The sequence below is a fragment of the Frigoribacterium sp. UYMn621 genome, assembly GCF_040549525.1.
Classification (GTDB): domain Bacteria; phylum Actinomycetota; class Actinomycetes; order Actinomycetales; family Microbacteriaceae; genus Lacisediminihabitans.
In genome coordinates this window covers 306693-329053 of record NZ_JBEPTM010000003.1, presented here as the reverse complement: position 1 = coordinate 329053, position 22361 = coordinate 306693, and the positions used below count along the sequence as shown (strand labels likewise).

Below are 22361 nucleotides of genomic sequence, written 5' to 3'. Positions count from 1 at the left end.
CCTCCCGCGACTCTGCGGCCCGGCTACGACGAGATCCGCTGCGCCTTCGGGTGCGGACTCGCCACCGCGCAGAATTCCGCCAGCGCGGACCGGTTGTACGCCACTCCGTCGAGCGCTGCCGCGGCCACCTCACCGCGAAGGAACGCCCGCATGCCGTCGGCCAGGCCGCTGTCGCTCTGCGGAACGATTCGGATCGGGGAATCCGGCAGTGCATCACGAGCGGAATCGAACTCCACTGAGACGATCGGAAGCCCCGCGAGTGCCGCTTCCAGGAGCACCATAGGCTGGCCCTCATAGTCGCTCGACAGCACGAAGCAGTCAGCCGCGGCGAGGATGGGAAAGGGGTTGGCGAACGGTCCGACGATGAACGCGACCTCCGAGAGCGCGAGGCTGTCGATGAGTCGCTGCAGGTGATCGCGCAAGGGTCCGTGACCGACGATGACCAGGCGCGCAGCGGGAGTCTCGCGAGAGATCTCCGAGAAGGCGCGGATGAGTCGTGCCTGGTTCTTCTCTGGCGAGAATCGGCCGACGCTGACGAACCATACGGTGTCGTCGTCGCGCAGCATCCCGTCGATCCAGCCCCGGTCGCTCGAAGCCCGGGCGCCGCCCTGCGCGGCAGCCTCGTCCGCGTCGAACTCTTCGATCGATGACAGCGGAGCACGGAGCCCCTGGAGAACGTAGGTTTCATCCACGAGGTTTCGAGCGAAGACGAATGCTTCCTCCGGCAGCGCGTAGCGCGTGCCGAGAGCGTCGCGGTTGATCTTGTTCAGGCTCTCCGACACGGACACCAGGGCGTCGAAGTCCCGGTACACGCTGAACACCGCGGGCAGCGAGCGCTTCATGCGGCGACGACTCCCCACGAATCGCCGGGTCTCGAGGAACAGGTCGTTGTGCAACCAGATGGAGCGAAAGGCCCGCGGGGAATGGAGCAGGAGAGAGGCCCAGAACGCGGTGTAGCCGCTGAACTCGACGACGGAATCGAACTGCGTGTCGCCGAAGCAGCGCGCCCACTCCGAGCGCCACATCCGCTGCTCTATCGCCGTCTCCGGCCTGCGCCTCAGCACGGGGTAGCGCTCCTGCAGCCGGCGAAACACGTGCGTGGCCTTGCTGCCGTTCATGCCGCCGACCCGGAGGAATTGCCTCACCTGATGCGGAATGCGCTGCTGGTTCGACAGTTGCTGGGAGCGGCGCGGCCGGTTAAAGACGACCGACACGTTGTAGGCATCGTGATCGATCGCAGCAAGCAGATTGAGCGCGGAGTTGGTGATGCCGTTCGAACGCATCCCCCCGATGCTCAGCAGCATCGACGTGCGGGGGTCGTCTGCGAGCGACCGCGTGCGAGCGCGATCAGTCTTCCCTCGAAAGACGACGTCGACGACACGACGAGCGGCTCCCCCATCGTCTTCCGGTGAGAACCGCGCTTTCCACTCGGTAGAGCGGGCGGCCGGGCCCGACTGGGCTTCTGGGACGTCCGAGACTCCCGAGACTTTCGAGACTCCCGGGACTCCCGGGTCCTTCGCGGCGATGCTGGACCGGATGGCCTCGCCGAGCTCCGAGACGTGTGCCACCACCGGCCCGGGAAGCTCGTCGAGCGGAAAATAGAGACCGCGCGATGCGGAGTAGTCGAGATCATCCGGGGTGAAGAACACGACGGGGCGCTCGAGAGGGAGAAAGTCGAAGAAGATCGACGAGTAATCGGTGATGAGAACGTCGGTGATGCCCAGCATCAGGTTTGTCGGCAGGTCGTTCGACACGAGAATCTCGCGGAATTCGGGGCGATCCCTCGCGAAGCGGTGCACCACCTGATGGGTCTTGAGCAGCACCAGGAATGCGGGTCCCACCTGCTTCTGGATCTCCTGCACCAGCTCGAACAGCTCGTTCGCGTCGTCCGCCGGCGAACTGAAATCCGTTCCCTTCCAGGTGGGGGCGAACAGGATCACCGAGCGATCACCCAGAGGGATTCCCTCGGCCTCGAGGCGGCATCGCACCTCGATCACCTCCTCGGCGCCGAGGAACTGGCGGTCGACGCGAGGGTATCCCGCTTCGATGACGAGCCCGCGGAAGGCCCCGCGCAATCGGTAGGCCTTCTCGTACATCTGCTCGGTCATGAAGGGGTTCTGTGACAGCAGGAAGTCAGCGGCAACGAAGTTGCGCATCGTGTTCGCGGAGTCGAGAGCGCCGTTGGGCATGTCGTAGCCCATGCGTTTCAATGGTGTTCCGTGCCAGGTGTTCAGGTAGACCTGCCCCGGCCGCTTGCTGAACTCGGCGGGGAAGGTCGCGTTGTTCACGAGGTAGCGGCTCGTCGCGAGGGCACGCACGTAGGCGAGGGAGCGACGCCTGACAAAGCGCACGCGCCGATCGGCGGCGAACTCGGCCTGCACCGCCCGGTGTTCCCTGAGGCTGTCGAGCGCCCAGATGTGATGAAGGTGGGCGAGGTCGGGAGATCGCAGGATCTCACGGAAGATGGCCTCGGGGTTGCACAGCACACCGTTGCCGGCGAAGGACTCGTACAACACGACCTCTGCGCGCACTCCACCCCGTCGGGCGAATGCCTGGAGTTCGGCCCGGCTCGCCCCGCCCACGAGCCTGAGCAACTGGCGGATCAGACGGATCACTCGCTTCATGGCGCTCCCTGTTTCGAACCGGCCGTTCAGCACAGCAGTATGTATAGTACTTCTCTTCGGCTCCACACAAAGCTCTAAGAATGCGCTGCTCTAAGAATGCGCGGCACGCTCTCGCCGCGAGGCAACCCGCAGTCTTAGAGCCATCTGGGAGAGCGCTTGGCAGGGTGGTCCCGACGGATTCGAGATCCCAGGAGGCGCTCTATGGTGTGGCTGATATTCGGTGGTGTCGGTGTTCTCGTCATCGTTGCTGCGCTGTGCGTCTGGGCGGTTGTTGCGCTCCTCGCAGAGGTCGGGGACGAACAGGACGACGATGAGGATGCATCGATTAGCGATCCCCTGGGTGTCGAAGACCGTGCCGACAGCTCGTCCGAACGAAAGAGACTCCACCACCGTGTCGCTCGCTACTGACCGCTCCGGCAGCTCTCCGTCCACCCTCGCCCGCCGTGCGGGATGGCGGCCGACTGTCCGGTCGAGCCTTGCTCTGTTTCTCGGCGCCGTGGCGACTGCCGTCTCCGCCTGGGGATCCTGGATCCCCTCCCTGTGGGGCGATGAGGCGGCAAGCGTCCTGTCCGCCGAGCGTTCGCTTCCCTCGCTGTTCCGCATGCTCGGCAGCGTTGACGCCGTGCACGGCACCTACTACTTCTTCCTGCATTTCTGGGTGCAGGCGTTCGGCGCCTCTCCCTTCTCCGTGAGATTCCCCAGCGCCATCGCCGTCGGAATCGCCGTGGCGGGTGTCGTGGTGATCGGCTCGCGCCTCGGCGGAATCCGGGTCGCCGTCTTCGCCGGCATCATCGCCCTGATGCTGCCTCGCATCACCTACATGGGCGAAGAGGCACGGGGCTATGCCATGAGCACGGCCGCCGTCGTCTGGCTGACGATCCTGCTGCTTCACATCGTCGGCCGGGATCGGCCGGAGAAGCGACTGTGGGTGGTCTACGCCGTTGGACTGGCCGCGTGCGGGTATCTGTTCCTCTTCAGCCTCCTGATCATCGTCGCCCATGCGGTGGTCGTGCTGTCCCAACGGCGTCCCGCCATCCTGCGCGCCTGGGCACGGGCGACGCTCGGCGGCATACTCCTCGCCGGGCCGGTGATCGGTTTCGGTATCGCGGAGAGCGGCCAGATCGCGTTCCTGGCGAACCGCGACTCCACCAACATCCGCACTCTGGTCGTGACGCAGTGGTTCGGGAACAACCTGTTGGCCACCCTCGCCTGGATCCTCATCGCAGCCGCCATCGCCGTCTGGGCGGTGGCCTCGCGCCGAAACCGCGACTGGTTCGATGGCGCGGATCCCGACCCCACCTCCGGCGCCCGCACTCCGGCCCTCGTTCCTCTTGCGGCGACCTGGCTGCTCGGCCCCCCGGCCATCCTGCTCGCCGCCAATTCCGTGCACGCGGTCTACTCCTCCCGGTACCTCTCGTTCGCGGTGCCCGGCGCAGCACTCCTCATCGGATGGCTCTTGGCGCGACTCCGCCCGCGCATCCTGGGGATCGTTCTGCTCGCCGTCGTCGTCAGCGCCTCCTCGATCAGTTACCTCAGCGAACGCACACCCTTCGCCAAGAACAACAGCGACTGGGCGCAGATCGCGCAGACCATCAAGGCTCACGCGCAGCCCGGTCAGGGCATACTCTTCGACGAGGGGAGCCGCCCGTCGCGCGCTACCCGACTGGCGATGCGCACCTACCCGGCCCCATTCACAGGCCTGACGGATATCGCGCTCAAGACCCCCTGGTACGACACGAGCAACTGGCACGATGCGGTGGTGCCCACGACGACTGTCGCTTCACGACTCGACTCGGTGTATCGCTCCACCAAGACGGTCTGGTTGGTCGAATACCGCCTCCCGGGCAAAGAGGCCGCTACCTACGGCCGATCGATGCTGGCGGCGCAGGGATTCGTGGTCGTGGCGGAGTACCCGCAACACACGAGTGTCACGCTGGAACTCACGCGTCCCTGATCGTGCCGATCGCCGGGATCCCCCCGATCGCCCGGTAGAAGCTCTCGATCGCCCGATCGTCGTGCGCGACCCAATCGATTGACGATGGTCCCACCCGACCCGCGAGGAACTCGAGCATGCCGTCGGCGATGGCCCGGTCTTCCGGCTCGACCTCGAGGATGCCCGAGAGGGGTGCGGCGCCGACTTCCGCGCCGATGACCCGGACGACGGGCAATCCGAGCACCCGCGCTTCGGCGATCACCCTCGGGTTTCTGGCACTCCCGGCGACGAAGACGAAGCAGTCTGCCCGCCTCAGGAGGGGAAAGGGGTTGGATCGGTACCCCACGAGAGCCACGACGCCCGTGAGGCCGCGGGCGGCCACTTCCGCGGCGAGGATCGTCGCTAGCGGGCCATCCCCCACCACGAGCAGTCGCGAGGTCGGCGCAGCGGCATTCACCAGCGCGAAGGCACGAACCAGTCGAAGTGGGTCGTTCTCCACACTGAGCCGGCCGAGCGACACGAAGATCCGGGTCGCCCCGGTCGCGTCTCCGAAGCCGCCGCGACCCAGCCAGTCGGGTAGCGCTGGATCACCCTCGTTGCGCTGTACGGGCAGGTCCGCTCGGGCCAGGATGCTCTCGCCGCCGATCAGGGGCTCCGCGACGGTCACCTCTCGAAGGGCGGGATGGCGCGACAGCGAGGGCGAAACCAGACGATCGAAGGCGTCGTAGATGGGACGGATCCCGGCGATCTCGGGCCCACCGGGGGTGTCGGTCTCCGGGGCCGACGTCGAGGCCGGGTCCTCCCTCAGCCAGATCGAGCGTTCCGAGCCGGGCGACTGCACCATCAGGCTCGCCCAGAATGGGCTGGTGCCGACGAAGTCGAGCGCGAAGTCGAAGGCGGCACCCCCGAAGCATCGATCCCACTCGTCCCGCCAGAGCTCGTCCCGCCAGAGTTCGTGCCGCCGGAGTTCGTTGCGCACGGGAGACGTCCCGCGGCGAGTTCGCGAACCGGCCGCTGCCGCGCGCGTCGACCGCAATCGGGCGAGCGCGAGCTTCGATCCGTTCATGCCGCCGACCCGGGCGAACTGCCGCACCCGCGGATCCAACAACCGCTGCTGGTCGAGCACGGGCCGGGAGCGCAGCGGCGGGAAGATCACCGACACGTCGAACCGCGAGTGGTCGATCACGTCGAGCAGCGCGACGAGTTCGGCGGTGATCGCCCCGGGCCTCATGCTTCCGGCGGCGATGAGGATCCTCTGCCGCCCATCCCCGGGGAGCGGCGCAACCGCATAGCCCTCGGGCTTGCCGCGAAACACGATGTCGAGGATGCGCTGGGTGGCGTTGCCGTCTTCGCGCGCGACGAACCGTGCCTGCATCGCCCGGTAGTTCGCAGCCACCCGGTCGTCTACGCCGCCGTGGTCGAACTCGTTGATGGCACCGGCGAGCGCACCGACGCTCGGCACCACCGGACCCGGCCAGTGCTCCGGCTCGATGTACAGGCCGCGGTAGCCGCTGTAGTCCGCGAGATCCGGGGCGAGGAAGAAGATCGGCCGGCCGGTGGCGAGGAAGTCGAAGAAGATGCTCGAATAGTCGGTGACGAGCATGTCGGTGACGCCGAGGATGACGTTCGAGGGGATCTCGTTCGGAACCACGCGATCGCGGAGGCCAGGGATGTCCGCCGCGAAGCGGTGCACCACCTGGTGGGTCTTCAGCAGCACAACGTACTTCGTCGTGTCGATCAGCGACTCGAGCTCTTCGATGCGGGACACCAGCTCGCTGATGTCGTCTTCCGGACGGGAGAACGAGGTCCCCTTCCAGGTGGGCGCGTAGAGGATGATGCGGCGACCGCGCAGATCCAATCCCCCGGCTTCCAGACCCGCTCGCACCGCGGCGGCGGCGGGTTCAGCCATGAATTGCCGATCGATCCGCGGATAGCCCTCCTCGATGATCCGCCCGCTATAGATGTTGCCCAAGCGGTGGGCGTTCTCATACATGTGCTCCGTCATGAACGGGCTGGCCGAGAGCAGGTAGTCGGCCGAGAGGAGGTTGCGGATGACGTTGGCCACGCGGGTGGCCGGATCCCCGATGTCGAAGCCCATGCGCTTGAGCGGAGTGCCATGCCAGGTATTCAGATAGACCTGGCCGCTGCGCTTGCCGAACTCGGTCGGGAATGTCGCGTTGTTGACAAGGAAACCTGCGGTGGCGAGTGCCCTGAAGTAACCGAACGTACCGGGGCGGACGAACCGCACGGAGCGCGATCGCGCGAATTCCCGCGCGACAGCCGGGTTCTCTCTCCGACTCGCGAGCACCCAGACGTGGGTGACATCGGCGAACTCCGGGTCGGCGAGAAGTGCTCGGAAGATCGCCTCCGGATTGCAGAGCATCCCGTTGCCGGCGAAGGACTCGTACAGGACCATCGTCGGGCGCAGCGCGCGGCGTCGCCAGAACGCGTAGACCTCGGTCTTGGCCGCCTGCCGAAGACGACGCGTGATGGCGAGGAGGCGACGACGGATGCCGGTGAGGCCGGGCACATCCGTCAGACTCATCACCACCTCACTATAAAGTCCGCCACGCACCGCGCCTTCCGGGGTGAGCGGAACTCCTCGGCTCTAGAGACGGCCGCTCACGACGCCGACCACCACGAGCCAGGCGAACACAGAGGTGCTCGCCAGACTGAGCACGATGTGGACGGCCTCCCCAGCAGACGGCAGACCGGACTCGATCCGCGGCTGGTCGAGCCGGTGGGCGAGGGAGTGCCAGTGCACGATGAAGAAGGCGAACGAGAACCCGAGCATCACCAGCGTGACGACGCGGCCGAGACCGGAGGGCGGCTGTCCCACGAGCAATCCGGCGATCTGATGGAACGCGATCACCCCCCACGGCACGATGCCGATCGCGGCGCCGAACCAGAGCGGAAGCATCCGCTCTGTTGCCGGTCGTGGGCCGCGCTCTTCGAGCACGAAGAACAGGGTCATCGCGCTCGTCGCGGCATAGCTGAGCACGAGGGTACCGATGTCGGTGATGCCGTTCAGCTGGGCGACGAGAAACACGACGATCGACGAGCTGAAGGCGAACTCGATCCAGCGCGCCGGATGGCGATCGCGGGACGCCTGCGCGGAATAGATCGGGAAGATCCCCGGGGTGATCGCGAGCAGGCGAGCCACCCCTACGAGCAGGCAGAGCACGACGGCACCCAACCCGAGGTCGAGGCGCACGAGCTCGAAGCGGTGCGGATCCGCGGCAAGGTCGAGAGCGATCGGCAGGAGCACCCGCGTGGGAGCCGTCGCGAGCAAGATCCACAGCGCGATCGCCTCGATCAGGAGCAGCGCACCGCAAAGGCCGGAGATCCGACGAAGGCGGGCGCTCGTCACCGGCGGCCCACCCGCCAGCCGAGACAGAAGACCATCACGGCGATGCCGACACCGATCAGGGTGGCGCCCACCGTGTGCAGCGTCGATGAGAACCACGGCATCGGCATGAAGGTGGTGGTGCTGAGCGGCACGTACGCGAACCACCCGAAACTCGCGGGGGGATCCGGCCTGAGCAGAAGGATCAGCCCGGTGATGGCCAGCACCCCGGCGGTGACGGGGAGAACGATGCCGAGCATCAGTTCGCCGCGCCGGCGTGGGGAGCCTGCGGGCCATCGAGACATGAGTGCAGCCTAGTTCTCGACCCGCCGCCGCCGCCAACGACAACCACAACCACAACCACAACCACTAGGCCGACGACAGTGCGCGACAGGGAAAAGCCGCGGGGATCCGTCAGTCCGCGGGTCTCGGCGCCCAGGTGAACACGGGGGCCCGCTTCGCGGCAAAGGCGGCCGCACCGATCGCCGGGTCGTCGCTGCCGGCGATCTCCTCCTGCCACCGCAGATTCACGGCCGACGCATCCGCACCCGATGCGATGGCATCGACGATCTGCTTCATCGCGTGGATCGAGAGTTGCGACCGCGCCGCCAGGCGGTTGGCGAGACTGGCGGCCTCACTCCACAGGTCTTGGGGCTCGACGACCGAGGTCACCATGCCCCAGCGTTCCGCCGTCGGCGCGTCCACAAGGTCGCCACTGAAGAGCAGGTATTTCGCGACGGCAATCCCCGCGACGCTCACCAGCCGTTCGATGCCGGACAGCGGATAGACGATTCCGATGCGCGACGGAGTCACCCCGAAGCTCGCCCGGCTCGATGCGAGGCGGATGTCACACGCCGCCGCGAGCTGCCAACCGCCGCCCACGCAGAATCCGTCGATGGCCGCGATGGTCGGCCGGGGAAAGCGGGCCAGGGCATTCTCGCCCTCGGTCAGATAGCCGCCGTCCTGACCGGTCGGTGCATGCAGGATCCCGTCGAGCTCACTGATGTCCGCACCGGCCGAGAAGTCCTCGCCGGCACCGCGCACGATCAGCACCTTCACGCTGTCGTCGCTCGCGAGCCGGGAGAGAAGCGGCGGGAACTGCTGCCACATCTCCGCCGAGAGGGCGTTGCGTTTGTGAGCGTTGTCGATCACCAGCGTCGCGACGACTCCGGACTGGTGAACGGACAGCCCCGGCATGTCAGGAGGCTGTCTGCGCGGCTGCGGTCTTCACGATGCCGGAGGCGAGGAGCCCCGCGACCTGCTGCTCGGTGAGTCCGAGCGCGGCGAGCACCGCCTCGGTGTCCTCCCCGAGCATGGGTGGGGCCTTGCGGATGGGAAGCGCCTGCCCGTCCACCGAGATGGGCCCCCGCAGCAGCGGGAGGTCGGTGCCGTCGGCCCTTGTCACGTGTTGCACCATGTCCAGGTGCTTCACCTGCGGGTCGTCGAAGACCTGCCGGTAGTTGTAGATCGGACCGGTGGGGATGCGCGCGTCGCGCAGCGCCTCGACCCATTCGAGTCCGGGGCGCGCGGCCAGGGCGACTTCGAGGCGGGCGGTGAGGGCGTCCCTGTGGCTGAGCCGAAGCGAACCCGTGGCGAAGTCGGCCTCGGAGGAGAGCTGCGGGTCGCCGACGAGCGCGCACAGGTCCACCCACTGCTTGTCATTGCCGACCGCGATGATGATCGGGATGTCCGCCGTGGCGAACATGCCATAGGGCGCGAGCACGGGATGGTTATTGCCCTGGGGCTCCGGCACTACCCCGGTGCTGAGGTAACGCTGCCCCTGGAACGCGGAGATTGCGATAGCCGCCTCGAGGAGCGAGGTAGACACCTCACGGCCGCCTCCGGTGCGCTCCCGCCCCACGAGGGCCGCGACGATACCGAACGCGGTGAAGACGCCGGCATAGATATCGATGATCGGGATGCCGACGCGGTAGAGCTCACTCGCGTTCTTGCCCGTCACCGACATGATCCCCGACATCGCCTGAGCCACCTGGTCGAGCCCCGCCGTCTGGCTGAGCGGTCCGGTGCTGCCGAAGCCACTCACCGAAGCGATGACGATCGAGGGCTTCTCGGCCCGAAGCCCCGCGGCATCCAGCCCCAGATCGGCCATGACGCCGGGACGGAAATTCTCGATGACGACGTCCGAAGCGAGGGCCAGTCGGCGCAGGAGCGCCTTACCCTCCGGAGTATAGAAGTCGAGGGCGATGGAGGACTTGCCGCGATTCACGGAGTCGAAGTAGAGGCTGTGTTCGTTCTCGAACGGCGGCCACCCTCGCGTCGAATCTCCGCCCCTCATGCTCTCGACCTTGGTGATCGTCGCTCCCATGTCCGCGAGGAGGGCTGTCGCATAGGGGCCGGCGAGCGCGCGAGTGAGGTCGAGCACCGTGATGCCCTCGAGGGGCAATGGGGCGTTCATCCCCGCAGCCGCACGTTGATCTGCTTGGTCTGCGTGAATCCGGCGAGCATGCCCTCGAGCGACACCTCGCGCCCGATTCCACTCTGCTTGTAGCCGCCGTAGGACTGGCCGACCACCTGGCCACCGCCCTGGTTCACCTGCACCCACCCGGCCTCGACGCGATGGGCCGTGCCCAGCGCCGCATCGAGGTTGTGGCTCCAGAGGAAGGCGGCGAGCCCGTAGTGGGAGTCGTTGGCCATGGCCACCACGTCGTCGACCTCGCGCCACGGGATGGCGACGAGCACCGGCCCGAAGATCTCCTCCTGGGCGAGACGGAAGTCGTTGCGAGCACCGGCGAAGACCGTCGGCAGGTGGTAGAAACCCTCGGTGAGCGGACCTTCCGTCGGCGCGGACCCGCCGAGCGCCACCGTCATCGCGCTGTTCGCCCGACCGTCCGCGAGATACTCGTCGATAGAGGCGTGCTGCTTGCCGTTGATGATCGCGCCCATATCGGATGCCTCATCGAGGGGATCCCCCACCGTCAGGGCGCCGAGGCGACCGACGAGACGGTCGAGAACCTCGTCGTAGATGTCTTCGTGCAGGAAGAGGCGGGATCCGGCCGTGCAGCTCTGTCCCTGGCGGGTGAAACGCGAGGCGAGAAGCAATCCGTCGATGAGTTCGTCGGTGTCCTGCGGTGTCGCGGTCGCATCCGGGAACACGATCGAGGGGTTCTTACCCCCCAGCTCGAGCGAGACATGTGCGAGGCGCTCCCCCGCCTGGCGGCCGACCCCGCGACCGACCTCGGTGGAGCCGGTGAAGGAGACCTTGTCGACGCCGCGGTGCGTCGCGAGAGCAGAACCGATGAGGCTACCGCGACCGGTGAGCGCGTTGACGACACCGGCGGGGAGGTGGCGGTTGCAGACCTCCGCGAGCAGCAGGATCGTGAGCGGGGCGTCATCCGCAGCCTTGAGGATCACCGTGTTGCCCGCGGCGAGCGCCGCCGGCACCTTGAAGCCCGCGATCATGAGGGGCGAGTTCCACGGCAGGATGCAGGCCACAACCCCGAGCGGCTCGAGACGGGTGTACTGCAGCTGGTTGTCTCCGGCGGGCAGCGTCGTGCCCTTCACCTCTCCGGCGATTCCGGAGAAGTAGCGAAAGAGCGCGACGAGGGTGGTCACCTCCGGGCGGGCCTGCGTGCGCAGCGCATTGCCGGTGTCGAGGGCGGTGAGGCGGGCGAAGTCCTCCGCTCTTGCTTCGATCTCGTCCGCGATGAGGGCGAGGGCCCGCGCCCGCTCGGTGAAGTGCCGGGCGCGCCAGGCCGGGAACGCGGCGCGCGCTGCGGCGACCGCGCGGTCGACGTCTTCGACCCCCGCTGCCGGAACGCGGCAGATCACGCTGCCCCGGTGGGCGGGGTTGGTGACCTCTCGCCACTCGCCGGTGGCGGACTCGACCTTGTCACCGCCGATCCACATGGGCTGGTCGGGGCCCGGGGTGGTGGCGAAGGTATCGACTGCGCCGGGAAGGAGGGTGGTGTCTGGCATGCGGGCGTCCTAGCTGTTGGTGAAGTGCGGGGAGCGCTTCTCGATGAAGGCGCGCATCCCCTCCTTCTGGTCATCGGTGGCGAATACGGAATGAAAGACCCGGCGTTCGAATCGGATGCCGGCATCCAGCGTGGTCTCGAAGGCCGCGTTCACGGCCTCCTTCGCGAGCATCGCAATCGGCAGGGACATGCCGGCGATGGTCGTCGCGGTGGCGAGCGCATCGTCGAGCAGCATGTCGGCGGCCACGACCCGTGCGACGATACCGGCCCGCTCCGCCTCGTTCGCGTCGATGGTGCGACCGGTGAGGATGAGTTCCATGGCCTTGGCCTTGCCGACCGCCCGGGCGAGCCGCTGGGAGCCGCCGATGCCGGGGATCACGCCGAGCTTGATCTCCGGCTGGCCGAACTTGGCGGTGTCGGAGGCGATGATGAAGTCGCACATCATGGCGAGCTCGCATCCCCCGCCGAGGGCGTGCCCGGAGACCGCGGCGATGAGCGGCGTGCGCACGGCCGCGAGCCTGTCCCACCCGGAGAACCAATCGGCGAGATACATCTCCATGTAGCTCTGCGTCGACATCTCCTTGATGTCCGCTCCGGCGGCGAAGGCGCGGGCCGATCCGGTGATCACGATGGCTCCGATCCCGGCGTCCGCATCGAGCTCGGTCGCGGCCGCCACGACGTCGTTCATCAGGGCGAGGTTCAGAGCGTTGAGCGCCTCCGGCCGGTTGAGGGTGATGAGGCCGACGCGTCCGCGTCGTTCGAGCAGGATGTTCTCGTAGTCGGTCATGCTGCCCTGCCCTCGGAGTTCTCACGGATGGTGTTAATGATGGCCGAGAAGTCGAGGCCGGCGCCGCCCTCGTCCGCGAATCGCCGGTAGATGGATGCCGCGAGCGGCCCGAGTTCGGCGGCGGTGCCGGTCGATTCCAGCGCCCCGAGCGCGAGCCCGAGGTCCTTCGCCATCAGGGCGCCCGCGAAACCGGGCTGGTAGTCGCGATTGGCGGGGCTCGCCGGCACCGGTCCCGGCACCGGGCAGTTGGTCGTGAGGGCCCAGCACTGGCCGGAGGCCGTGGACGCCACATCGAAGAGCGCCTGGTTCGACAGGCCGAGTTTCTCACCGAGCACGAATGCCTCGCTCACGGCGATCATCGAGACGCCGAGGATCAGGTTGTTGCAGATCTTCGCGGCCTGGCCTGCACCGGAGTCTCCGCAGTGCACGATCCGGCCGCCCATCACGGAGAGGATCGGCTCCGCCGCGGCGAAGTCCGCGACATCCGCTCCGACCATGAAGGTGAGGGTGCCGGCGGCCGCTCCCCCGACACCGCCCGAGACCGGCGCATCCATCCCCCGGTGGCCCGCGGCGACGGCGAGGGACCGTGCCGTGCGGGCATCCTCCACGTCGATCGTCGAGGAGTCGATGAAGAGGGTGCCAGGGGCTGCTGCGGCGAGCAGCCCATCGGAGTAGGCGTCGATCACATGCTTTCCGCTCGGGAACATCGTGATGACCACCTCGGCGCCGGAAACTGCCGAGCCCGGATCCGGCGCGGCGGTGACGCCGTTCTGCGTGGAGTGGTCGAGCGCGGCGGGCACCGGGTCGAAGCCCACCACCTGGTGACCGGCCTTCACGAGGTTGGCGGCCATCGGGCCGCCCATGTTGCCGAGTCCGAGAAAAGCGATTCTGGTCATGGGGTTCTCCTGTCTGCGGCGGCTGTCGTCGATGACAGGCCGAGTTCGTGAATCGGGGGTTCGCTGCCGTCGAGGCCCGCGAAGTAGGCCTCGATATCGCCCCGGGTCACGTCGACCAGAGCCGGCGGCGACCAGTGCGGGGTGCGGTCCTTATCGATCACCTGGGCGCGCACGCCCTCCACGAGCTCCGTGCCCCGAGCGAAACGCACGGAGACGCGGAACTCCTGGTCGAGCACCTCCTCGAGCGTTCCGAGCGCTCGTGCCCGGCGCAGGGACTCCAGAGTGACGCTCACCGCCGTCGGCGATTTGGCGAGAATCGCGGATGCCGCGGCCCTGGCGGCTTCGACCGGTGAGGCCGAAAGCCGCTCCACGATCTCCGTGGCGTCGTCAGAGGCGTAGCAGGCATCGATCCACTCCCGCTGCTCGAGCAGAGCGGATACCGGCGGAGTCGTGGCAACGGCGGCGACCGCCTCCGCAGCATCGCGTGTTTCCAGCGCGATGGCGAGGCCGGCGAGCGCCTCGCTCGGCACGAAGTGGTCGGCGAGGCCGAGGGCGATCGCATCCGCCCCGGTGACCGTACCGGCGGTGAGTCCGAGGTGGGTGCCGAGCTCTCCGGGCGCGCGCGAGAGCAGGAAGGTGCCGCCGACATCCGGAACGAACCCGATTCCCGTCTCCGGCATGCCCACCCTGCTGCGCTCGGTGACGATGCGCACGGATCCGTGCGCGGAGATCCCCACCCCTCCGCCGAGCACCACGCCGTCCATCACTGCCACGTAGGGCTTGGTGTACCTGGCGATGTGGGCATTGAGCGCGTACTCATCGGCCCAGAACTTCGCCGACTCGTCACCGCCGGCTTTCGCGTCCGTGTAGATCGCGACGATGTCACCGCCGGCACACAGGCCTCGTTCCCCCGCGCCCGTGATGAGAACTGTCGACACGGAGTCGTCGTGCTCCCACCCATCCAGCGTCGCCGCGATGGTCTGCACCATCCCGTGAGTCAGGGCGTTGATCGCCTTCGGCCGGTTCACGACGATGTGGCCGAGCCGTCCGCGGCGCTCGACCAGCACGTCCTCGTCGGTCGACGTCCCCTGGCCCATCAGGCTTCCGCCAGGCTTCGGCCGATGATGAGTCGCATGATCTCGTTGGTCCCTTCGAGGATCTGGTGCACTCGCAGGTCTCGCACGATGCGTTCCAGTCCGTACTCCGCCAGATAACCGTAGCCGCCGTGCAGCTGGATGGCCGAGTTGGCGACGCTGAATCCCGCGTCGGTCGCGACCCGTTTCGCCATCGCGCAGAGCCGCACCTTGTCCGCATCGCCGCGGTCGAGGGCATCCGCCGCCCGGGCGAGGAGCGTGCGTGCCGATTCGAGTTCGGTGTCCATGTCGGCGAGCTGGAAGAGCAGTGCCTGTTGCTCGATCAGTGGAGCTCCGAAGGCCCTGCGTTCCTTGAGGTACGCGACGCTCTTATCGAGCGCCACCTGGCCGCCTCCCAGCGAACAGGCGCCGATGTTGACCCTCCCGCCGTCCAGCCCGCTCATCGCGATACCGAATCCGTCGCCCTCCTGGCCGAGCAGGTTCGCGACGGGCACCCGCACCCCGTCGAAGAAGACCTGCCTGGTCGGCTGGGCATGCCAGCCCATCTTCTTCTCCAGCGGTCCGAAGCTGAGTCCGGGAGTGCCGTCCGGCACCACTATGGCGCTGATGCCATGGCTGCCGGTATCGGCGGTGCGTGCCATCACGATGTAGAACGCCGATGTCCCCGCTCCGGAGATGAACTGCTTGACGCCGTCGATCACGTAGTCGTCTCCGTCGCGCACCGCCCGGGTACTGAGGGCGGCGGCGTCCGATCCGACCCCGGGCTCGGTGAGGCAATAGCTGCCGAGGGCCTCCATCGAGGCGAGCTGCGGCACCCATTCGGCACACTGCTCGTCCGTGCCGAAGCTGTCGATCATCCAGGTGACCATGTTGTGGATCGAGATGTAGGCCGCGATCGTGGTGTCGCCCTTGGCCAGCTCTTCGAAGATGAGCACAGAGTCGGCTCGGCTGAGACCCGATCCGCCGAATTGCTCCCGAGAGTAGATGCCGCCCATGCCCAACTCGCCCGCTTGGCGCAGCACGTCGACGGGAAAGTGGTGGGTCTCGTCCCACTCGGTCGCGTGCGGCGCGAGCGATTCGGTGGCGAATTGGCGCACCATCTGAACGATCGCCGCCTGGTCTTCGGTTACTCCGTACATCTCCCCCAATTTACTAGGACTTCCGAGTATTTTTACTAGGACTTCCGAGTACTTTCAGAAAAATGCGAATGATGAGGGCCGCGCCGCTTGCGAGAATGACCATATGCGCACTCCTTCCGTGGTCTCGGTGAGCCGAGATGACCGTCACCGGTTCAGCAAGCCCGTGGTGGACCGGATAGTGCTCCTCGACGGTCTCGGAATCGACGGCGATGCGCACTGTGGGGCGACGACACAGCACCGGTATCTCGTGAAGAAGGACCCGACGCGGGCCAATCTCTGCCAGGTTCACCTGATCGGCGTCGAGCTCTATGACGACCTCGCGACAGCCGGCTGGGTGATCGCACCGGGTGAGCTCGGCGAGAACGTGACGACGCGCGGAATCGACCTGATGGGGCTGCCCACCGGAAGCATCCTGCACCTGGGCGGCGAAGCGAGCATCGAGATCACCGGCAAGCGAAGCCCCTGCAGCCAGATCAACGGCTTCCAGCCCGGACTGGTGAAGGCGGTGTTCGGGGTGGATGAGTCGGGCCGCACGCAGTCACGGGCGGGCATCATGGGCATCGTGCTCAGCGGAGGGGTGGTGCTCCCCGGGGATTCCCTGCGGGTCACTCTGCCGGCGGAGCCCTTTCGTGCGCTGGTCGCGGTCTGATCGCCGAGTCGCGCCGGTGGTGTGCATCAGTCGACGATGAGACCGAGGTGGGAAGCGAGGAGCGGGGCGAACAGGGAGAGCTGGTAGTCGTCGATCGTGACACCCCTCAAGCCCTCGAGTCCGTTCACCGTTGCGAGGCTCGTCGATCTGAGGTCGACATCCGCCAGCGTCGCCCTGGTGACATCCAGAGTCTCCACCCGGCAGTTGCGCAGGGCGATGCGCGTGCCGCGGCAGCCTCCGAGATCGAGGTCGGTGATCGTGCAGTCTTCGATCAGCAGGTCGGTGATGGTGGATGTGCGCAGATTGAGGTAGTCGATCTTGCCCCCACGCAGATGCAGTGAGGTGATGTTCGCCTCGAAGAGTTCCGCCGAACCCCAGCGGGGATCGACGATCACCACCTCACGCCAGGTCGTGCGCGCGGCGAGCAGCGAGGGGGCGAAGGAGTCCGAGAGGCGGCACTCGACGAACCGTGCGCCCCGCAATTGTGCGTCGTCAAGGGTCACCGCCGAGAAGTCGCACTCGGTAAAGAGGCTGGCCGTGAGGTCGTATCCGGTGAGGTCGCTCTCCCCGTAGTGCTCGCGGTCCCTCTCGTCGCTGCGGGTGAGCAGTGTGCCGTCGGTCTCGTCGAGGGGCGGGAGGGAGAGGAACGGCATCCGGGGGGCTTTGGCGGGAGCGGTCACGCCCTCCACTCTTCCACCTCGGCCTGGGCCATCCGTTCCTGCACCGAATCGCGAGCTGATTGATCCTCGCGCTCGCCAGCCACTAACCTGATCGGACGCCGTTCGAGGGGGAACCAAGACATGGCCGAGACAGATCCACCGAGCGCTCCGGGTGCCCCTGGAGGCACGCCGACCGGGCTCGATCTTCGCCGCTTCGCCGGCCGTGTGCTGTTCCCGCGCACTCCCGCCGACCTCACCGACGCCGCGCGATGCCCCGCCTGTTTCTCGCCGCTGGTAGACGGGGCCTGCCAGGATTGCCGACTGGACCTCTCTCATCCCGCAGCCGCCGAGCTCGCCACCCTCTCCCAGCAGAGCGCAGAGCTCCTCGACCGACGCCTCGAGGTCATCGGCAGGATCCGCTACGACACGGGGCGGGCCATAGTCGCGCTGGAGGCGCAGCGGGAGGCGCAGCGGGAGGCGAGCATGCGGGCGCGGGATGATGCCCCCGCCTTGTCGGCGGCTGCAACGGACTCCTTCGGTGCCCTCATTTCCGCTCCGCTGGCGCCCGCTGCGCGAGCGGGCGGCACCCCCGCCGACGTCCGCGGGGCGACTCGACCGGAGCCGTCTGCCCCCGAGGGGGCACACCCTCAGACGACCGACCCGAGGGCACCGGCTCCCCGACGCTCGAGCGTGCAGGTGATCCTGCTCATCGTCGGCATCTCACTCCTGTCGGTCGCAGCGATCTTCTTCCTCGTCTATGCCTTCATCAATTTCGGCATCCTGGGCCGATCGCTCGTCATCGCCGGCGTCACGATCGCCTCCTTCGTGGTCGCCTCGACGCTGCGCCGCCGCTCTCTCGCTTCGACCGCCGAGGGCATCGCGGTGCTCGCGGTGGTTCTCGTCTATCTCGACGCCTTCGCCATCCGCGCCAACGACTTCTTCTCGTTGGGGTCGACGGACGTCACTGCGTTCTGGGGAGCGACCCTGCTCGTGACCGCAGCGGGCTTCCTGGCGTGGCACCGATTCTCCGGTCTCCGCACCGCCCACCTGATCGGATTCGTGGCCATGGTTCCGGGGACCGCCCTGGTGGTCGGCGGACTGGCCGATGGCGCGGATGACGGCACCCGGGTCTTCGTCGCGTTCGCCGCTGCGGCACTGGCGGGCGTCGCGCATCGCTTCACCGGGCGCCCGGCGACCGCCACACGAGCGGCCCTCTCCGGTCGTGCCGAGCGCCTGTTGGTGCTCGGTTTCACCGGCGGAGCCCTGGTCGGCGCGCTCGTCGCGGCCGCGACGCTGGCGCCCGGCCGGCCCTGGGCGTCGACACCGGCGTACCTGGTGGTGGCGGTGCTCAGCGCCCTTCAGGCCAGGCTCGTGGGCTCAGATCCCCGCGATCCTTCTGGGCTCCCCACCACCGTCTCCGCCGCAACCGTCTCCGCCGCCACCGTCGTCGCCGCTGGCTTCGCCAGAGTCTTCGCCGCTGTCGCCGGGGTGAGCGCAGCAGTGGCCGTTGCCGCGGGAGCACTCCGCTTCGGCGACCTCACCGCGGTCGTGATCCTCGCCCCGGTCTGGGCCGTGCTGGCCACCCTCGCGGGGGAATGGCTCTGGCGGCGATCCAGACACTCCCCGGGCACCGTGATCACGCATCGCCGCAGCCTCGCGGTCGCCACCGTCTCGGCCGCAACCGTGGCGGCGTTCGCGTTGCTCTACCCCCTGGGTGTGAGCGTCTCCTCCGTCGTGAGCGCGGTATCCCGCAGCATCTCGTCGGCCTGGTCGCTGGGGCCGAACGACGAAGTGTTTCGCGCAACCAGCCTCGACGTGCTCGCGGTCACGGCGCTGGCGGCCTGTGGACTGATGACGGCGGCGGTCTGGGCGGCCGGCGGTGCCGTCCGGTCTCGTGACAGCATCCTTGGCGGGTTCGCCGCCGTCGTCCTGGTCGTCGCCGTTCCGCTCGCGGTCACGGTGGCCGCGGTCGTGGCCGCGTGGCTCGTGAGTGCCGCGGTGGCGCTCACCGGGCTTCTGCTCTCTCATCGCTACCGGCGCTTCACCCGGCTTCGAGCGCCTGCGATGGTGCTCCTCGCCGTCTCCGGGGTGCTGGGTTATGTCGTCTCCTGGGGCAGCACCTCCACCTGGTGGATCGGTTCGCTCGCCGCTGTGGCGCTGCTCCTCGCCTCACGGCTTCTCCCGGGCAGTCCCCTCGGTCGCGCCACGGCGGCCGGCACCGCCGCGATCATCGTGCTCATCGGGTCGGCCGCGGCGGCACGCCAACTGGCTCTCCCTCTTCAGCCGGATTCCCCTGTCGATTCCTCCAACGCCCTGCGCTTCGTCGGTTGTGCCGCGATAGTGCTGATCGGTGTCTCCGCGTTCCGGCTGACGGCGGGTTTCTCACGGCTCGATCGGCGGGTGGTGTTCTGGGTCGGCCTCGCCGCCGCAACGGCCTCCTTCGGCGTGCTCGCCCTGTCGCTCTGGTCGCTCTCTGCGAGCGAACGGATGTCGCTGCTGCTGCCAGAACCGGGCACGAGCCTTGCGGCGAGTGCGGCCCTCCTGGTGGCACTGCTCCTCGTGGCGTCGCGCCCACCGGGCCGGGAGCTGGCAGGTTCGGGGACGAAGGGTTCGGGGCTGGCAGTCGAACGGGTCGTCGCATCGATCGCGCTCTCCCCCGTGCTCTCGCTGGTGGTGGACTCCTTCGCCCGGGTGATCGGGCTGCCGGAACTCGTTCGATCGGTCGGGCCGATCACCGCCGCCCTTCTCGCCGCGGTCGGGACCCTCGTCGTCGCGGCTCGCCGCGTCCGGCCGAGCACCCTCGAACCAGGGAAGCTCGCAGCGGAAGACACAAACGCGGCTCCGAACCGAAATGGGCGGCTCGGTCGACGATGGGCGCGGGAACTCGGAGTGCTTCTGGTCGCCGTTCCGAGCGTCGTCGTCGGCGTGACCCGCCAGGACTCGGCGACCTGGCTCGTGCTCCTCGTCGCCGCGCTCGTCGCCCTGGTGCTGGCGACGAGTCCCGACGGGCTGGTGGGTTCGGCGTCCCCCAGACGCTACATCGGCTGGGTCTCCCTCGCTCTGGCGACGGCCGGACTCTGGTGGCAGCTCGTGAGCTCCGGCATCACGAATCTCGAACCCTACGTCTTGCCGCTCTCTGGCGTGCTCCTGCTCGTGGCGCTGTCGGTTTGGCGCGCGACGCCCGTGACGACCGCGTCCGGGCCGAGTCTCGTCGCGCCGGCGATCACCCTCGTGGCTCTGCTCGCGTCAATTCTCCCGCTCGCGGCGAGCGGAGCGACCGGTCCACCGCTTCGCGCCCTTCTGACCGGAGCAATTTCGGCAGCACTGCTGCTCGTGGGCAGCATCCCTCGCGGCACCACCGCGGCGCGCCCCTATCTCGACTCGATCGGCCTCGCCGGCGCACTCGGGGTCATCACCGTCGAAGTCGGTCAGAGTACAACCCTCGTCACGCAACCCGGTGCACCCGACATCCGACTCGACGGCGTGCTGGTGGCGGGTCTGGTCCTGCTGCTCGTGGCCGCGATCGGTCAGGCTCGGGATCGGGGGGACTACAGCGCAGCCTGGCGCGCCGTGGCGAGCCAGGTGCTCGGGGTGCTCGCGCTCGTGATCCTCCTCGCCTTCGAGCTCGCCGCGCTCGACGCGACCTCCCTCGGCGGAATCCGGGCGGTCGGGGTGATACTGCTCCTCTGTGCCGTGCACGTGGTCGCCTTCCTCCTGCGTCGCGCCCCCTTCACGCACTCGGTCGCGTGGATTGCGATCGCCGGAGCCGCTGTTGCGGGCATCGGGGCCCTCGTCACGGGAGCCATCGACGTCGTCGAGGTCGCCTCCGTGCCGGTGGCCGTTGCGCTCATCCTCACCGGCGCGATCACGCTCTCGCGGGTGTCGACGGCCCGAACCTGGCCGTGGCTCGCACCGGGGATCGCCGCCTTGCTCCTCCCCTCGCTCATCGCGACCGCCGGCCAGCCGCCCCTCTTCAGGCTCGTGGGCCTCGGGGTGGTGGCCGTGGCGATCATCGTCGTGAGTGCGATCCTCCGCCTGCAGGCGCCGTTCCTGATCGCCGTCGTCGTCGTGCTGGTGCATGCGGTCGCGACCTTCGCACCGCAGATCCGTGTGATCTACGAATCGGTGGAATGGTGGCTCTGGTTCGTGCCCGTCGGCATCGCGGTCGTGGTCTTCGCGGCCCGATTCGAGAAGAGCGTCCTGGGGATGAAAAGCGTCGCACTGCGCATCCGCGCCCTCCGCTGAGAGCCCGTGCCGCATCTCGAACCGAGGATTTCCCACACCCCCCATTCGGGGGTCTGTGCTGTCCCCCCTAAGGGGGACTATCGTGATCACACCGCACCCGAAATGCCCCCTGCGGTAGGGCAAATCCCCACAGGAGCTCCCCGATGCCTTCAGTGAACAACTCCCCCGTACCCGCCGGCTGGTACCGCGACCCGCTCGGCCTTCCCCAGCTGCGCTGGTGGAATGGCCTCAGCTGGACGAACCGGATCGAAGAACACCGACCGGAGATCCAGATGGCGACGCCCGACGCCGAGGAGTCGAACCTGGTGGCCGCTCGCTGAGTGACGCTTCACCCGCAGCCTGAGCAATCAGCGCTGCAGCCAGGCCAGTACCGCAAGCACTCGCCGGTGGTCGTTGCCCGAATCGTCGAGCCCCAGCTTCTGGAAGATCGACGTGACGTTCTTCTCCACCGCCCCAGTACCGACGACCATGGCTGCCGCGATCGCCGCATTCGTGCGACCCTCCGCCATGTGAGTCAAGACTTCACGTTCCCTGGGCGTGAGCGAGCCGAGCGGGTCGTGTCGGCGCCCGAGTAACTGTGCAACGACTTCGGGGTCAAGCACAGTTCCGCCCGACGCGATCCGTTCGATCGCTTCTTCGAGCTCCGCGAGTGATGCGACGCGATCCTTCAGCAGATACCCGATCCCGCCGGTGCCCGAAGACAGCAGTTCCTGCGCGTACGCGATCTCCACGTACTGCGACAGCAACAGGATGCCGAGCCTCGGCATCAGTTGCCGGGCTCGGATGGCGGCGCGCACCCCCTCGTCCCGGAAGGTGGGCGGCATCCGCACGTCGAGCACGATCAGGTCGGGGTTCATCGACTCGAGCTGCGCGAGCAACGAATCGGCATCCGGGTAGGAGCCCGCGACCTCGAGTCCGGCCTCCACGAGCACGCGCACCAGCCCCTCCCGCAGCAGGACGGAGTCGTCCGCCACGAGCACTCGGAGAGGAGCGGAGGCTTCGGTCGATTCGGTCACGCCACCACCCTAGGGGCCGGTGGCCTCGGCGTTCGGGA

At 67.9% G+C, this 22361-nt stretch carries 18 protein-coding genes; 5 read left to right on the top strand and 13 right to left on the bottom strand.

All coding sequences use genetic code 11. The annotated features are described in order from the left end of the window. Window positions 1-23 precede the first annotated feature (23 nt). Entirely contained in the window at window positions 24-2624 is a 2601-nt protein-coding gene (locus ABIB54_RS07925; protein ID WP_354574970.1) for a CDP-glycerol glycerophosphotransferase family protein, read from the bottom strand. 201 nt (window positions 2625-2825) lie between these two features. Between ABIB54_RS07925 and ABIB54_RS07920 the strand changes: the two genes are divergently transcribed. Together ABIB54_RS07920 and ABIB54_RS07915 are read left to right on the top strand one after the other, a co-directional pair. Further along, window positions 2826-3032, top strand: a complete 207-nt coding sequence (locus ABIB54_RS07920; RefSeq protein ID WP_354574969.1) for a hypothetical protein — start codon at window positions 2826-2828, stop codon at window positions 3030-3032. Next, entirely contained in the window at window positions 3016-4578 is a 1563-nt protein-coding gene (locus tag ABIB54_RS07915; protein ID WP_354574968.1) for a glycosyltransferase family 39 protein, read from the top strand. Before ABIB54_RS07920 ends, ABIB54_RS07915 begins: the two co-directional genes overlap by 17 nt. Here the strand turns inward: ABIB54_RS07915 and ABIB54_RS07910 are convergent. The 10 genes from ABIB54_RS07910 to ABIB54_RS07865 all read right to left on the bottom strand — a co-directional run bounded on the left by ABIB54_RS07910 (window position 4565) and on the right by ABIB54_RS07865 (window position 15754). Continuing rightward, window positions 4565-7102 carry a CDP-glycerol glycerophosphotransferase family protein gene (locus tag ABIB54_RS07910; protein WP_354575057.1) on the bottom strand — a complete coding sequence of 846 codons (2538 nt, stop codon included), beginning with the start codon at window positions 7100-7102 and terminating at the stop codon, window positions 4565-4567. The two genes, ABIB54_RS07915 and ABIB54_RS07910, sit on opposite strands and share 14 nt — an antisense overlap. A gap of 63 nt (window positions 7103-7165) precedes the next feature. After that, entirely contained in the window at window positions 7166-7927 is a 762-nt protein-coding gene (gene heR, locus ABIB54_RS07905) for a heliorhodopsin HeR (RefSeq protein ID WP_354574967.1), read from the bottom strand. Then, a complete protein-coding gene (locus ABIB54_RS07900) occupies window positions 7924-8208 on the bottom strand; it encodes a hypothetical protein (protein ID WP_354574966.1) in 285 nt (94 codons plus the stop codon). Before ABIB54_RS07900 ends, heR begins: the two co-directional genes overlap by 4 nt. Before the next feature lie 109 nt (window positions 8209-8317). Next, the gene (locus ABIB54_RS07895) at window positions 8318-9100 is read right to left on the bottom strand and encodes an enoyl-CoA hydratase/isomerase family protein (protein WP_354574965.1); all 783 of its coding nucleotides are present in this window, start codon (window positions 9098-9100) and stop codon (window positions 8318-8320) included. Window position 9101: 1 nt separating this feature from the next. Then, a complete protein-coding gene (locus ABIB54_RS07890; protein ID WP_354574964.1) occupies window positions 9102-10319 on the bottom strand; it encodes a CaiB/BaiF CoA transferase family protein in 1218 nt (405 codons plus the stop codon). Continuing rightward, window positions 10316-11839: an aldehyde dehydrogenase family protein gene (locus tag ABIB54_RS07885; protein WP_354574963.1), complete on the bottom strand. Its 1524-nt coding sequence runs from the start codon at window positions 11837-11839 to the stop codon at window positions 10316-10318. Before ABIB54_RS07885 ends, ABIB54_RS07890 begins: the two co-directional genes overlap by 4 nt. 9 nt (window positions 11840-11848) lie before the next feature. Then, entirely contained in the window at window positions 11849-12625 is a 777-nt protein-coding gene (locus ABIB54_RS07880) for an enoyl-CoA hydratase (RefSeq protein WP_354574962.1), read from the bottom strand. Next, complete coding sequence (gene mmsB, locus ABIB54_RS07875) at window positions 12622-13521, bottom strand: 3-hydroxyisobutyrate dehydrogenase (RefSeq protein ID WP_354574961.1); 900 nt, start codon at window positions 13519-13521, stop codon at window positions 12622-12624. The genes ABIB54_RS07880 and mmsB overlap by 4 nt, the downstream gene beginning before the upstream one ends. Continuing rightward, window positions 13518-14618, bottom strand: a complete 1101-nt coding sequence (locus ABIB54_RS07870) for an enoyl-CoA hydratase/isomerase family protein (protein WP_354574960.1) — start codon at window positions 14616-14618, stop codon at window positions 13518-13520. Before ABIB54_RS07870 ends, mmsB begins: the two co-directional genes overlap by 4 nt. After that, complete coding sequence (locus ABIB54_RS07865) at window positions 14618-15754, bottom strand: acyl-CoA dehydrogenase family protein (protein WP_354574959.1); 1137 nt, start codon at window positions 15752-15754, stop codon at window positions 14618-14620. Before ABIB54_RS07865 ends, ABIB54_RS07870 begins: the two co-directional genes overlap by 1 nt. A gap of 103 nt (window positions 15755-15857) precedes the next feature. Between ABIB54_RS07865 and ABIB54_RS07860 the strand changes: the two genes are divergently transcribed. Further along, window positions 15858-16403, top strand: coding sequence for an MOSC domain-containing protein (locus tag ABIB54_RS07860; protein WP_354574958.1), 546 nt, complete (start codon window positions 15858-15860; stop codon window positions 16401-16403). A 26-nt stretch (window positions 16404-16429) separates the two neighbouring features. Here ABIB54_RS07860 and ABIB54_RS07855 read toward each other — a convergent pair whose 3' ends face one another. Then, entirely contained in the window at window positions 16430-17083 is a 654-nt protein-coding gene (locus tag ABIB54_RS07855) for a pentapeptide repeat-containing protein (protein WP_354574957.1), read from the bottom strand. Window positions 17084-17203: 120 nt separating this feature from the next. Here ABIB54_RS07855 and ABIB54_RS07850 point away from each other — a divergent pair, with 120 nt between their 5' ends. Further along, the gene (locus tag ABIB54_RS07850) at window positions 17204-21307 is read left to right on the top strand and encodes an SCO7613 C-terminal domain-containing membrane protein (RefSeq protein ID WP_354574956.1); all 4104 of its coding nucleotides are present in this window, start codon (window positions 17204-17206) and stop codon (window positions 21305-21307) included. 143 nt (window positions 21308-21450) lie between these two features. Further along, window positions 21451-21627: a DUF2510 domain-containing protein gene (locus ABIB54_RS07845; RefSeq protein ID WP_185200985.1), complete on the top strand. Its 177-nt coding sequence runs from the start codon at window positions 21451-21453 to the stop codon at window positions 21625-21627. A gap of 27 nt (window positions 21628-21654) precedes the next feature. Here ABIB54_RS07845 and ABIB54_RS07840 read toward each other — a convergent pair whose 3' ends face one another. Further along, window positions 21655-22323: a response regulator transcription factor gene (locus ABIB54_RS07840; RefSeq protein WP_354574955.1), complete on the bottom strand. Its 669-nt coding sequence runs from the start codon at window positions 22321-22323 to the stop codon at window positions 21655-21657. Window positions 22324-22361: the final 38 nt, after the last annotated feature.